The organism is Enterococcus sp. 4E1_DIV0656, assembly GCF_002140695.1.
Taxonomy (GTDB): Bacteria; Bacillota; Bacilli; order Lactobacillales; family Enterococcaceae; genus Enterococcus_D; species Enterococcus_D entomosocium.
Map to the genome: position 1 here is coordinate 201,189 of NZ_NGLF01000003.1, position 15,098 is coordinate 216,286.

A 15,098-nucleotide genomic window follows, 5' to 3' on the forward strand; every position below is an offset into this window, starting at 1 on the left:
CTTATCTATCTAATACACTAGGATGCATTGGTTGAACTAATACATTGTCGATTGATATAGCTGCGCTTTGTGTTGTTGCTAGTTTTTCAATGATGAGAGATTCTTCTTTGATTGTATGGTCAAAAACGAAATAATAGTTACGGTAAACGCCATCTACAGTTTCATTTGCAAGTATTTGCTGGGCTTGTGAGGAACCTATTCGACATCTGAGGATAGGGGTTGTAATTGGTAAATTAGAAGATTTGTCTACTTTAAATCTTATATTTGCGACATATTTTCCTAAGTGGACATTATTAAGAGAGGAATTAAGAAGCGTACTCAGTAAAGTTTCATGACTTTTAGTTACTTTACCAGTTAATGTAGGGGCTGATACCTGGGAGCAATTAGCATTAATAGCCATGTTATCTGTACTAAATTCTCTGCTATAACGACTATTGAAGGAGCCTTCAGCTTCTAGAGCTGCTTTTACTACCCCACCCTTCGACTTAGATAATTTATCTGCTAGAGAGTTGGTAATCGTTGTAGCATCTGTTTTACTTAATTTAATGTCTGAGGCTAAAAGCCCTGTATCTGATTGTGTCAGATTCAAGTTAGACTTAGGTAATAACCCAGAAATCTCTTGTGTTAAGGAGATTTTTGGCGGTTGGCCATTAGTCCCAGTATGGGAATGTTTTTTTAGAGTGGGTCTCGATTCATTGTTTACCCATCCAGCCCCGCCGTATCTTTCGTCAAAAAGTCCGTTTTCTACCCTTCCAATTCTTTCTGAAACAGATGAATTTTCAATGATTGTTGCTGTATTTGTAGCCCCAGTATAAACCATAGGAGTCACACCTAATGCTCGTTGAATAGACATAACAGCGTCGTATAATGAATTTAGATATTCAGCCATTACAAAATCAGGAACTTCTCCTTCTCCTACGTTCACATGACCTTTCATATTCTTGTTTGAATCTCTTGAATCTAGGTTATTTGGGTATAGTGTCATACTTAAATCTTTGTAGTTCTGTTTATTTGTGAATTTTCCGTTTTCGGAACGATATCCTGCCATTTAAAATTCTCCTTTAGTTTCTAAGATAACCAAGAGTATCTAGATTCAAAGAAATTTTTCCATCTTTGATTAGGATACTATTTGTTTCATAATAGCCAGTTTGGAAATCGGCTGTTGTATCGTATATTTGTTGGAATGCACCATATCCCAATTCAAGTGATGAACCATCTGTACTTATATCCGCATATTTAACCTGGGTGATTGGTGAGCCATCTTTTCCATTTTGCGGATTGAGCCATTTATCACTGGTATCGAAAGCCAGTTTTTTTTCAGTTCCTTGGCCATCTTCGTAGATTATATTTAGTTCCGGAATATTTGGAGACTTGGTTTCATCAGTAGTGCTCATTCTTACTGTGAGTTTCATAATGTTGTCTGTAGTTTCATGCAGGAAATCATTAGATTTGATAAAGTCTAAATCGCTCTCCACAGATGTAACTGCATTCGGGTCAAAGAAATCAATTCTGTGATTATAATCAAATTCTTGTTCACCTTTGATTTGAAAAGGCTGCTGAACAAGTTCAGAAGCTTCAATCGTGTATTTGAATGGCTGCTCTTTGTAACTTTTGTCGGGAACTTTTCCTTTGGCATAAATTTTATATCTAAATGAAATTTCAGGGTATAACTCTTCTGCATTTTCATAGAACCCCATCAAACCTATGTAAGCTTTAAATGTTCGTTTGTTTTCTTGTTCAATTGGAGGATGAACTAACAGGTCTTCATCTGCTCCTACACCAGATTGAAAAAAGGAATCAGGAAGGACTGTAGTATCAACATCCCATATATGAGGAAGATAGTAAATTCCCAAATTGTCTTGTTCTAGAGAGTACCAATAAGCTTCACCAAAGTTCATTTCGTCATATGTGAATTTTAGTGTTTCATTTATCTGTTTCGCATAGGAAATGAGTCTTTTAGTAGGTGTTCCATCCTTATTAGTTAATGTGTCTAAAAATGCATGGTCTGAAAGATAGTTAACCTGTATTTCTGATTTTGATAAACCTAATTCTCTTGCTAAACCATTTTTTATGCCTGAAGCTGTTGAGTTTGCAGGATTTTTAAAAACATCTAGAATGCGCTCTTTAAATTTTTCATTGGTTTCTCCAAATAGTCGTGAGAGTCCAACTAACAACCCAATTTCATCAAAAGCATTCCATACATGATGAAGAATTAAGTCGTATTGTTTTGTACCGTTGACTTCAACATAGTCGAAAGGTTGGTTTACGTCAGGATAATATTCAAAATTTACTCTCAGATATAACATACCTTGACTTCGGTCTAAAAATGTTCTCGGAGACAGGAAGTCATCGTATGAGTAAAATTCTCTAATTGTATTGCAGTGCTTAACAGTAGTTATTGTGTTTGTTTTTTCATAGATATTAACACTTATAAAAGAGTCAAAATCTGGTATTTTTTCAGTAGCTAAAGGAATTTTATATAGGATATCAATCATGTCTGTTCTTGCAGTACCAATATAAAAATCATTTACAATAGCATCTAGTTCAATCTTAAATCTTTCTAAGCTCATTCCAAAAACATCTAAAAATTGTGCGCCATTTGATTTTTGGTCTCTAGCCATTTTCATCCATGAAGGAAACTTTTCCATGATATTCTGGGTAAATGGACTTACGTAATTTGTCATATCTGTCATCTCCTCATAACACCGTTATGGTTCCTGGTACAAATCTCTGATTACTTAAAGGAGAGGTATTAGAAATTCGAAGAGGTTTCCCGTTAATAACTAAATTAATTACCCCCATGTCTATAATCTTCTCGGAAGTATCCATAGTTCTTTGAATGATTTCGTTTATAATTAACATTTCATTCTTCTTCATTGAATTTAGATAATTTGTAATTGATGAAAAGACCTTATTTCGTATATCACGTTTCTCCATTTCCGTTGATTTATCAGTAAATTGTAATAAAACTTGTAAGTCTACCACCACCGAAATTGGAACTTCCACTTCAAATGTAATCCCTTCTGATACGGCTTCGGATATGGCGTTTTTAACTTTTTGAACTAAAGCAAATTCATTAGTTTGTCCTTGTTCAGGATAAATATAAACTGTGAAAGAACCGGGACCTTTAGAGTATTTTCTAAATTCGTATTCTGCTACACCAGAAACCGACATTATAGCTTCTTCTATTGCTATGAAATTTCCTCCTGATAAAGTATAAACGGCATTTGTGGTTCTCCTTTTTAAGTTTTCATCAGATTCGAGCTCTTCTCTTGATATCCCTAATAGTTCAGCAAGCTTGTTTAAATATTCTCCTGTAGAGGTTGATACATACGACATATCTTGCATGAATTTTGCTTGTTCATATAAAAAGTAAATTTCTTCGGCTGTTGCATCGACAATAGCTTTAGCAATTGAGCCATCTTGTGTAGTATTGATTCCTAACTTAGATTGAAGGGTTGCATACATTTCTTGAATCATTTCTTCTTTTGTTTTTTGTACTATCATTTGTAAATACTCCCTTCAATTTCATAGTAATTTAGAATTCCAATTTCTAAGTCTAAAACAAAATTATATTGGTAGGTTGTTTGTTCGTTTCTCTGCAACCGAATGTTATACATTATTTTTGTTGGAGATACAGGAACTGAATCAATTTCAAAATCAGTCGTTTTTAGATATCCTGAAGAGGTTAATGCATCTGAAATATTTTTAATTCCCTTTGCGGCTGTCTTCGGAGAGTTTAACTCACCAGCTAAATCAGAAACGTTTGCTCCAATTGTGGGATAAATACTCCAATCAGGATTGTCGGTTCTCAAGATTGATTGAATCCATTGAAGTTTCTCATCATACCCAAAGACAGTATCAATGTCCCTTATTGGTACAGAATCCGATAAAGGCTCTGTAGTTACGTGTCCATTTGATAGTTGTGCTGAAGAGGAGTAATATAGCAGATTTCCATTATCATCAGTAACTTGCTGGCCCAAAGCTAAGTCTCCATCCGGAGTTAGTTTTAAATCTGACATAGGTATCTCCTTTCTAACCTATTTCTAGGCCTGTTTTTTTTATTAACTCTTTTAAGCTATTCGTTTTCCCTTTTTTTCGAGGAAACTCTTGAATACCACTTTCGTTTAATACGTATCCATTAGAAACTAGTCCATTAGCGCTCGTAATATTCTCGACTTGTTTAGCAATAAACTGTATTCTATCCGCAAAGAAAATCAATCGCTTGTCCGATGTAAACCTGAAGCCAGCACCATTTTCAGCGAAAGCATCTATCGAACCATCATCTTTGATTCTTAAGTATGAATGGTTTTTTGGATGTTTAATCCCGACTTCTTCTTCTGTTATTCTTGAACTTTTTTGAGTTTCTTTAAGATAGTTTTTCTCAGTCGAGTTTCTGATGCTTTCTATATTTTTTCTCCATTGCGGAATATCAAACGTTATATCTCCATCTTCGAAAGTTCGCTTTTCAAAACCCATGATTTTATTCCTCCTAGAATAGATTTGTAGAAGTCGGAAGATTTTTACCTTTATCAAAAACGAAATCGTAAGAGTTTTGGGCTTTCTTGATTACACTTGCTATGTACATGCTTTCTTTCTTTTGATTCCGATAAGCTAGCTCTACGTAATCCCCGGCTTTTAGACTTTCCGAAAATATACCATCCCCATATCTAGGAAAAGAAATCTTCTTAGCAGTCCTAAGAATATTGTCATTGTCTTTGTAGGTAATGTCTACTTTCCGTTCATCGTGATAAACGACAGTAACAAATCCGACCACTGCATGTTTTACTGCAGAGATAGCAGGGTCAATCAATTTTGATTTTATGTTTTGTTGAATCGAATTACTCATCATAGATTAAATCACTCTCTTCCGGATTATAATCGGTCCAATAAAGTTCATCTAAGAACATTGCTTCGTGATATTCAATAAGTTCCAATTTTTCTTTTATAGTCTGAAAAGAACCAACCAAGTGATAATCAGTTCTTTCAGTTTCAAACGCAGAAACTAAGTAGCAGCCATTAAAGTTACCATATAATAAGTTCATAGATTTTCCTCCTATTTTTAGGACCAAGGACCTTCATATATTCCTGCATTGTATAAAAATATTTCCTTTGGTGATATATCAAGATGGACATAGCCTTGTGATTCTTCGAAATCGCCACCTAGTACTATATTTGGAATACCAGCTCTGAATGCGGCATTGGTTATTTTTCTAGCATGTGTCTTATCTGCTGCTGCAATATCTATAGCTAATCCAGCGTTATGTGCATTTATTCCATATACGAGTGGAGACCTGAAACCATGTATAATATCAAGTATTCCATCACCGTAATATGATAGGAATAATTCAACTGCCTTATGCATATCTAAAGGATAATAATCAAATGTGTCAATGCGGTCTAAATGATTTAGCTGGCTATTATTTAAAGGTTTATACTCAGAAAAATCATCTTTAATAGCTTCTATTATTCTTGCATTTAGATACTCTTTCCTTTCGATAGTGGGAGGATAATATCTACCTAATTCGAAACGTCCTCGTTCGGGATGAATATCTGGGTAAGATTCCTTAATTTCACTATTCTTGACTACTTGCATGCTCATCACTTCCCTTCGATAAAAGATGCTCTGCTAACTACAGATGCGTTAATGACTCTCCATGAAACACGTCCACTTCCTGGGTCTCTTACGTTACATTCAGAAACAAGTACACTTCCATCAGAGTTTATGTGTTCAACAACTGTCACATGACCATACAAGGGGCTACTACCAGCATCACCCGGTCTAATACTCATAGCTGTTCCCACTTTGGGAGTACTAGAAACTTTGAATCCCTTTTGTCTACCAGAATCCCCCCAAAAGCCACCATTGCCCATATAGTCATCTACTTTAGAATTCAATTGGTACATACGATTGAACACATAGAATGTACATTGACCAAATGGGTACGAACCTGATGTATTATAGTTGAATCCATTGTAGGATTTGAGTTTCAGTTTACCTTTGTACTCTGGAAAGTCTGTTTCAACTTTGTCAATTACAATCTTCATTTTCTTTCCACCACTTGGGTCTTTTCCACCATCCGTTCCTCCAGAACTTCCAGAGCTATCGGCTTTAATACCTTGTAAAGTTTTGTAGTTGTTATTAGCACTGAGTCCAAAACCTTCGTATATCTCTGCAAATGCATCTCTATACTTAGCCCCGTTATTAGCCCCTCTGACGTCGTAACCATTCCATAAGTGAGCTATATTTTTAACTGAAGTGGCTATACCTATGCTTTTAGCAACTGCAGCCTTTCCTTCAGCACATTTCATAAACATCTCGATGTTGTAGTCCGGTTCATATAATTTTTCTGGATGAGGTATGTTTACCCCTACATTCCCTGGTGTTATCTGAGTTAGCCCTCTAGAGTCTGCATCAGAGGCTTGTGTGTTTGGGTTTCCCGAAGATTCCATTAAGGCAATAATTTTGACCATCATAGGGTCGATTTTTGCGTTTTTTGAATGTTTCAAAATAATGTCATCAAATTCTGCCATCTTTTTCAACTTTGCTTTTATACCAGATGTAAATGGTCCACCATTTGATGACCATGGGTTTCTAGTTGCAGTAGAGTCTGGTCCTTTGTATTCGTCTAAACCAAAAAGTTTGCTGTTACTAGTTCCTACTGAATCTAGATTTCCATCTGAATCTTCTGTACTTGAACCAGTCGCATTTTCATCTAGCAGGTTTAGTTCACTCTTCATTTTAAAAACACCGAGTTCTTTTTCTATGCTTCTATAAGTTGAAGCAAAATCTCTACTTCGTTTGTGAGTATCTTCCTGCTGACTAGTAATTGTTTTTGTGTCTGAAGCAATAACGGATGCAATTTTTACAGTTCCCGTAGATAATATTTCGCTGAATAGGTCAAATACGCTCATAAAATAAGTCCTTTCATTGTTTTCTAGCATAGTTTTAACCACCACAATCTAAAAAAACAAGAGGAAATCCTCTTGTTTATTCAGACATAAAATTTAGTAATTTTGGTATGAAAGTAAATGCTAACTCATCATTCTCAGGATTATCATCCCCAAACTCCGCATTCATCCATCGGTCTCTCATGCTCGCTGCATCTCCTACCACACTTCCCTGGTGCCCATTGATACCTGCTGTTAAGGACGTCCCTTTGTACTTCAGTGGGAATATCATAACGCATTGCATATCTTGCTTAGTTCTTCGCCAAGCCTCCATGAACCCAGAAACAGCTATTTCAATTGCTGTTGAAATAATAATATTCCAAACTGTTCCAGATTTAATGAGAGTCTTCCCAATCATAGCAACCCTTTTAGTTGTCTTAACTGCGGTATTTAAGTGTTTTACGGTTGAAGCGTAGCGTACCTGTTTCTTGATGGTTTTCAAATCATTTAACGTATCTAATGCATCGTTCATAATTGTTTGTTTTGCTAGTACATTATTAAAACTGTATTTACTGTTAAATGGTAATTTGGTAGAGAGTCCAACTAGTTTTGTTCTAAATTTGGTCGATTTGTAATTCTTTTTAGCTACTTTTACAACATCAGCAATTTCATCTATAATCCCTGCCCTACTCTGTCTCATGCTCGATTGCAAAGCAAGCATTGCCTCATCACTTAAAGAGGATGTTGTCTTAACAGTTCTTACTAGTGAATTGTATTTTTCCATGCTACCTGCTAATGAAGAAGTTCCGTTCAACCCGTTTAATGATTTGACAACAGAACCTAAGTATTTGTCAGCTAACCAGTTAGATGCGCTTAAAGCTTTATCTTTGGCAAAGCCACTTACTGCTGTCGCTCCAAAGGACTCTGCCCATGAAGACAGTGTTTTTATCGTTGTAGCGGACAAGTAGTGTCCGACTCCTAGAACTATACTGTATCTTGCTAAATGAGAAGCCATGTTTTTGCCAGCAGAGGACAATTTATCAGCTAGATAAAGTAACTCGTAGTCCCAATTAACCACGTAGGCATCAGGCTCAATAATGGTGATAAATCCAGTCTCTACAGATACTTGATGATGAACGGCTTTAACTAGATGAGTGCCGTGCATATCATTTATTGTATCTGATATTGTGCAAGCATCATGAGGTTTTATAGTTGAGTCGCCAACGACAATCAGCTCTCCTTTATACATATCTTTCATAAAATCACGAACTGTAGAGTGCCCATATTTCTGGGCTTGAGCTTCCGTAGTCCAATAATTTGATAGCTTCCATCTAGCTACCAATTTAGCTTCTACTGTTACAGTTTTTTGTTTATCGAAACGAATATCATTATCTGCTTGCACTACAGGTGCTACTCGCCCATCATAAGTGACGATAACGTTGGGATATACTCCCTCTTCGCTCGCCGTGATATTGTTTTGAATTATGTTATGTGTAGAAGAATAGAAATGATGTTGCATGAATGATTTTCGTTTAGTAGCTACAATCGAACGTTTCCATTGGACGCCATCATTATCACTTCCTGGTTTATATTCGCTTCCTTCTTGAGTGTATTCAGAAAGGTAGCGATAGGTGTAAGGCCAATGTGGTTTTCCAAAGAATAAGGTACTTCTGTATTCGAATGGTACTACAGCTGCAATGTAATCAGAAGAACAGTAGGCAAATGTTTGAACAATATCCCAAACGGTACTTCCATATAAGGAAACAAGAATGTTATCTTCATCATATCCGCTTTTGGCTTCATCCCAATTTCCGCTAAGTAATTCACTCCAATTAGGCATGATGGTTGGTAATAATTTTCCTTCATCTGATTTTTGAGCAATCCATTGTGATGAAGTCCCCTTACCATTTTGGCTATAGACATTTTGCATTGTTTCTCCGTACTCATCAGACCAAAAGTACAAATTACCTTCGGGTGTTACAGCTGATTGTCCGAAATGTGAAATCCCTGTTGGTAATTCCTTATAAAAATTACCATTGCTGGCAGAGTTTACTACATCTTTAAGCCAGTTTCCCCGAGATGTGAGAAGTTTTCCTATAAATCTTGATGGTTCAGTTATAGTCAAAAGACCTTTGTTTGTATCGTCTTCATCACCAGAAATAACATTGCATAATTCAAGCCCATCTCCTTGCGCAGTTAAATTCAATACGTCCCCATAATCAATTTCTGTTATAGTACCGTTGAATAGAACTGGGAGAGCACGTGCGTCTGAGCCATATCCAAGACGTATATGAAGCCTGGCTCCAGTTTCAATATAAACTGATTCGTATAACTCTTTACGTGCCGAGAATACTTCATCTTTTGGTTTGCCCCACAAATATGATTCCCAGAATTCACTAGAGAAAAACTTGGGAAGATTTAAGTCGTCGTAATCCATAGAAGGCCGTTTGGAGGTTAGACCACCATAAACATTTGAAATTGAAACCATTGCAGTATCAGCAGCAATTTTCCTAGAACGGTAAACATCCATCGATAGTATAGCGTTGGTTCCGTAAAAGTTGTCCCAGCTACGAAATTTCGAATACCATTTTCCTTCATCAATTACTTGAACAAGATAGGATGGGAAAGCTCTAACTAAACGACCCACGTTATCATATAGAAGCATATCTGTATGCATAGATTTGAGAAGATTATCAACACCAGTTCTATCTTCTAATAAATCCGTAGAATCGCCAATAAGTGTCCAATCTTGGTCAGAGTCTGTTTCTGAAGACTCTTTTTTAGCTAGGTCTTCAGCTTTACTGTTTTGTGCTTTATCTAGTTCTTTTCCAGTGTACAACTTGTAAATTTCTGGAATTGCTGTTCCGGAAACGTCGTTGTAAAGCGCAGGAACGAGAGAGTTTGTTACCGAACTATAAAACCCGCTCACAATTTTATCTAGTTGAGCGAATATCGCTGATGAATCAGGTGATATTTTTCCTCCAAGATAATCCTGAGTATCTACCCGCAAAGCGTCTACTGCCTCTTGACCAAGCTGTGTTGATGTTTGAGAAGCCTTGTCTGTTAAAAAGGGCATTCTGGTTCCAGTCACACTTAGTATTCCGTAATCAAAAGCACGAGCTCTGAACTCCAAATAATCAGATTGTAAGAAATCTTTGTAATGCTTTAAGAAAGTTGAGACAACAAATTTAACATTGTATTTCCAATCCCAAGCTAATTGTTGTGCTTGATATTTTGTTTCGACGTCCCCTAAGTATGCGCCTAAAATTCCTATTCTGTTGGCATTACGGTCTTTATCAGTACCGCAGATTTTTGGTTTTCCATCAGTAAATTGCTGCCAACTACCTGTAGCATTCATAATCGCTTTAAAATAAGCCATTGCTCTTTGAAAAGGTACTGGAGGGATTTTTTTATAGCTACTACCACTTCTGATAGCAAATAACTCTTTTACGTCAGAGGGTTCTTTGGTTGGTTTGGAACCATTTTTAAATGTATCTTTTAGTTCTTTATTTGCTTTATGAGCTTTGTAGTAAGCACCATATACATACTGACTGTCATACCAAGAATATTCATCAAGGTTTTTTGCGCTATCCGAGCGATAATGCGTAGTTAAATCTTGAGATGATTCTGCTTTGCCAGTTATAGCATTAAATTCTCCAGGAGCAAAAGTCAAATAGTCAGGACCGACTTGCACGCAGAGTTCATATGCTATTCTCTTCCAAACTTTATCGGCTGACAGTTCTTTTCCTACACCTTCTGATAATAGCCACCGTTTATATCCTGATTCGGATTTTTGATAGGCAGCTGGGACATTCGACAAATCCCATAGGTTAAATTCACTATATGAAGGTTGCCGATTGATATCTTCTAAATATTTAAGAACTTCATTATTTAATTCGTTTCTAAAAATGACAACATTAGCCGTTTCCTCTTTTTTGTCGGAGTCCTTGGTCGCTGTACTATTTCTAGCATCACCTAATGTAGTAATCGGGTCACTCCACTCCCAATCTCTCGAATTTACCAAGTCAGATTTCGGTCCATAAAGCTCATTTACCGCCTTAGTTGCTTCATCAGATAATTGATAAGCAACTCCCTTTTCTTTGGAAATTACAGTTGATGAAGTTGCAGAAACACCGGAAGCATCCTCAAAATCTGTCGCTATACCTAATGTGTTATCTTCGAGCATCTCTTTCAAGAATTTGCGAAGAGTGTATTCGGATGAGACGTAAAAGTCAGGGTCTAAATAAACTTGATTCAGTCGGTTTTGCCATTCACCAATTTTATATTCATCTGGGGTATTGGCTTCTAATAGTGGTAAAGCTTTGACTAATTCAGATACAAATGGTAACTCCAAATCAGGGTAAACTTCTAGTTGGCGTAATTGCTTTTCTATGTAAAAGGAATCTTTACGAGGTGAGTATCCTCCATCAAAAGCTCTATTTATTAGTTCATCATCGGGGTTCGCTCCCATAAACTTATATAGCTTTTCTTGTTGTCTTTGAGCAACATCAAATCCTACCAGAACCATCTCAACCATTTTTCTGTCTGGAAAATTAGGAACAGTGCTAGTAGATACTGTTTCGGGAAGAACGTAAGATATCCCAGTCATGTTTATCAAACTGTTTTCTATTTTCATGAAACCAGACACTATGCCTTCTCTATATTGACGAATGTTTGAGGCTATCTGTCTAAACATTGAATCTAACATTGCTGCTCCATCAGTGGTTGTTTCAAATGATAATTGGACTTTGGGTGTACCTCCACCCAAATATTGTAGTGTTGGGCCATCAACATTCTGGACCTGAGCAGAAGAAAAATTATTTTCTAGATGGACATTCATACCTAATGGAATAATATTAGGTATATTCCAAGTATCGTAAATTACATTTGATGCATTCTCTGCATCTCTAACAAGTGCTATCAAATCCGAATACAGTTCATTTGATTCTGCAACCTCTTTTGAAGCTTCTTTGTGCAAATTCGTCAGTTGAGACAAGATAGTCAGATAGTCAAATGAAATTCCTTCAACATTGTCGACTGGAATTATGTATAGTGTCGCCCCATCCGCTGTTACGATTGTTGTTTTATATTTTGAACCAATCAATTTGGCTGCTTCTTCAGTCAATATCGGAATCAAAGCGAATCCAAAGCTATTATAAACAGTGCTCGTTTCAGTCTCTTTGATGACAATACTTTTTAGTTCTGGAGACATAACTTTTACCAGATTTGCGAAAGCACTATTAGCAAATGAGTATCCTGACCCGTTTTGAATTAATGTACGATATTCTTTAGGGAAGAACAGGCCCTTATCCTTAGGACTAGATAAAAATCCAGAATAATCCTTAGAAAATCCAGTATTGGACGAGCTCTCTCCGTAGATATCTATTGCATTAGCTATACCAGCTTTCAACCACTCATCAATTTTGGCCTCACCTTTTTTATCTGCAATTGTTTGTTGTAAGTTGTTTTTTTCAGCTTTTCCAGCAACCAACGGGAATCCACGTGAGTGCGATTTCCATTTTTTATTTGCTTTTGCTTGAATAGAAGTCCAATTTGAAATTGCCGAAATAATTTGTTGAGCAGATATACCATCTGAGTATTTTGCTCCAGTTTCAGTCTCCTTATTGGTAAGCTCTGTTTTCATCTCGCTTGGAGTTTTCATGTTTCTTAGCTTGATTAATGCTTCTTTTCTTTCTTGCAGGTAGTCTTCGTTAACAGTTCTAAATGTAAAATCATTTGATAATTTATCTATTTTAGGAAGGTTCGATACCCACTTTTTATTATCTACAGAATCTACTAATAAATGCTGGTAGTACCATCTGAGTAAAGGATAATTGATTCTAGTTCCGAGTTTTTCATTGTCCATCATATAAGCCTCTGAGTGGAACTGCTCTAGAACCATGGTTACTTTTAGGCTATCTGGATAATCAGCAATGGTTTCTATAGAAATATTCTTTAGGGCTACATTATCGATATGTAAAGTTTCGTTAATATACTCATTATCTATTGGTAGAAAAGGAGCTTTTTTAAACTGAGCAAGTAGTGGTCTTAAACCGTCAACGTACCAAATCGAATTTTTCTTATCATCCAGAATATTCACAGGAGCATCAATCTCATAACCGTTTATTTCTTGTAGTGTATTGATGTACAAATCAAGTGTAAGATAATTATCGACATCAGTTGACTGAGTTAACAATGTACTTCTTGAGCGCATCACGTTCAGCTCTTCATTTTTATGAACCTTATCAAGACGAATACTTAAAGGTGGGATAGTAAGTAGAACATCACCAATTCTAACTTTGTTCTTATATTCCCATAATTCGTCAGCATAGGTAAACTCGTTATAAATATCATGGTTTAGAAGTCGGTCGTCATATGGTTTTACATATCTTTGGGAGTTATCTACGAAGTGATTAGGAGCTTCTTCAGTATAAGATTTTGAAGTGTTTTCGGCTTCTTCTTTAGAAGCACTAGAAGTAGTTGTAATACTTGGAGAGTCTGTACCTATTTCTTCAGGCCAACCAGAAACATCTATAGACTCTTGATGTTTAGTGTCTGCTACTGTGGCGAAAAACAATTTTGATTGGTGAGCGTCCTTCTTTTCTGAAACGACGGAGTCAGACGTTTGATGTGCGCCGCCAGAAAATCTTGCAAATGGAATGATATTTGAACCTGGGTAATCAGTCTGAATTTCAAAGTTTACTAATGGATAACCTCGTAACATCTCCTTATTCACATTCAATGCAGTGAATTTCCCGGATGAAAATACTTTTTCTAATTCTAATGTTGAGTCAATTTTTGTTTTATAAACAACACCAATCGGAGTTGATTTAGAAGGATGTATGGCGAATTGTCCATTTGACTTGTACAAGCTTACCGCAAGTATTTTCGAAGTTTTAACTAATCCCATATTTTTAGTTTTAGATTCTTCGGCAGCTAGCTGTAAAGCTTCTACTGGAACCTTATACAATTCTGCTAAAAAGCTATTTGATTGATATGTACCTTGAGACTTAGTTACTGGAGCTTGAACTCCCAAATAATTAACTGTAATTCTTGAGCCTATTTCTAAGTTTGCTTTACCTATAGCTTCAGGGATAATCTCTCCTCGAGGCCATAAAAAGCCTGCCACTGTTGCTGTAACGTAATCTCCTGAATCAACATTTGCAGTTGTTCCCTCAAGGAATACCCAATACTCATTAGGCACATCTGAATCTATAGGATTAAAAGAAAAGTCAATATTAGCATTATGCAGTGATGGCGATTGTTGAACAACCTCATAATTTGAAGAAGGAAATGAGATTCCTTCTTCAAAAATAGTTATTGGTCTATAAGAAATAGTTTTAGTAATAAATTTATAAGTCTTTTCTGAAATCTCGCAATAGGCTGGTTTATCACCTAAAAAGTTTAGAGCGATAAATCGATTGGTAATATCTGAAACTTGGTGCATTCCAAACGTGAAAGGATATTTTTTTATATTCGCTGCTGCTTGTGTAAGAAATCGAGCTAATCGTTGTCCCACTGGTGATGAACCAGCAGGACCAATTGTAAAATTCATTGTTGAATTTACTACGTTCTCAATATTTACGCTAAGCAACCAAGGAGATGCTTCTGTTTCCTTTGAAAAAGCGACTATGACCCCATCGGTTACATTCATATATTTCCTCCTAAATTAGAAACCCATAGCATTGTTGACATTTTTCTCAAACCAAGCTTTATTCAGGGTTGTTGTATTGTCATTCACGTTTACGTTCATATTCATAGAGACACCTGTCATTTGGGATATCTGCTCGTTAATAATAGCAGCAGCCTGGTCATGTACTAAGCCACCAGATGAACGTACTTTTAGTGAAATACTCTCTGAATTAGGTGTAACCCTTGCTGTAGGACTCGTCAATAATAATGATGGATTTACTTCAACTTGAGTGGCTTCTTGTTGAGCCTCATTCCCTTCAGGGGTTGGTTCTCTTCTAGCCATTGCTGAGGCAGCCCATATTCCACCAATTACAGCGCCTGCTGTCAAGAATCCACCAGCTGAAGATTTCATTTTGTTAGCACCTGCGGCAACCTTGTCTGCCATATCATTTGCAGCTTGGGAAGATGAGTTCATTATTTTTTTCCCTCTTGAGGAATTTAAAAACTCATTCCAGTTATCCAAACCTGTTTGTTTAAAGGTTGTTGTACTTGTAGATATATTTCTAGAAGAATCT

11 protein-coding genes are annotated in these 15,098 nt (G+C 36.4%); all 11 read right to left on the bottom strand.

Annotated elements, in window-relative coordinates:
* Position 1 precedes the first annotated feature (1 nt).
* Positions 2-1,048 carry a hypothetical protein gene (locus A5882_RS18560; RefSeq protein WP_086373422.1) on the bottom strand — a complete coding sequence of 349 codons (1,047 nt, stop codon included), beginning with the start codon at positions 1,046-1,048 and terminating at the stop codon, positions 2-4.
* A gap of 13 nt (positions 1,049-1,061) precedes the next feature.
* Positions 1,062-2,684: a hypothetical protein gene (locus A5882_RS18565; RefSeq protein WP_086373423.1), complete on the bottom strand. Its 1,623-nt coding sequence runs from the start codon at positions 2,682-2,684 to the stop codon at positions 1,062-1,064.
* 13 nt (positions 2,685-2,697) lie between these two features.
* Positions 2,698-3,507, bottom strand: a complete 810-nt coding sequence (locus tag A5882_RS18570; RefSeq protein WP_086373424.1) for a baseplate J/gp47 family protein — start codon at positions 3,505-3,507, stop codon at positions 2,698-2,700.
* Complete coding sequence (locus A5882_RS18575) at positions 3,504-4,022, bottom strand: hypothetical protein (RefSeq protein WP_086373425.1); 519 nt, start codon at positions 4,020-4,022, stop codon at positions 3,504-3,506. Before A5882_RS18575 ends, A5882_RS18570 begins: the two co-directional genes overlap by 4 nt.
* A gap of 13 nt (positions 4,023-4,035) precedes the next feature.
* A complete protein-coding gene (locus A5882_RS18580; protein ID WP_086373426.1) occupies positions 4,036-4,479 on the bottom strand; it encodes a hypothetical protein in 444 nt (147 codons plus the stop codon).
* Between the two features lie 13 nt (positions 4,480-4,492).
* Positions 4,493-4,849 carry a hypothetical protein gene (locus A5882_RS18585; protein ID WP_139843263.1) on the bottom strand — a complete coding sequence of 119 codons (357 nt, stop codon included), beginning with the start codon at positions 4,847-4,849 and terminating at the stop codon, positions 4,493-4,495.
* Positions 4,842-5,045, bottom strand: a complete 204-nt coding sequence (locus tag A5882_RS18590; protein WP_086373428.1) for a hypothetical protein — start codon at positions 5,043-5,045, stop codon at positions 4,842-4,844. The genes A5882_RS18585 and A5882_RS18590 overlap by 8 nt, the downstream gene beginning before the upstream one ends.
* A 17-nt stretch (positions 5,046-5,062) precedes the next feature.
* Complete coding sequence (locus A5882_RS18595) at positions 5,063-5,596, bottom strand: hypothetical protein (protein ID WP_217808286.1); 534 nt, start codon at positions 5,594-5,596, stop codon at positions 5,063-5,065.
* A 5-nt stretch (positions 5,597-5,601) separates the two neighbouring features.
* On the bottom strand, positions 5,602-6,945 hold the full coding sequence (locus A5882_RS19935) for a CHAP domain-containing protein (RefSeq protein ID WP_176462061.1): 1,344 nt from the start codon (positions 6,943-6,945) through the stop codon (positions 5,602-5,604).
* A 46-nt stretch (positions 6,946-6,991) separates the two neighbouring features.
* Positions 6,992-14,545 (bottom strand): hypothetical protein, encoded by a 7,554-nt coding sequence (locus tag A5882_RS18605; RefSeq protein ID WP_086373430.1) that lies wholly within the window; start codon positions 14,543-14,545, stop codon positions 6,992-6,994.
* A 15-nt stretch (positions 14,546-14,560) separates the two neighbouring features.
* Positions 14,561-15,098 (bottom strand): hypothetical protein (locus tag A5882_RS19940; protein ID WP_176462062.1); only part of this gene is annotated, 538 nt, incomplete at its 5' end.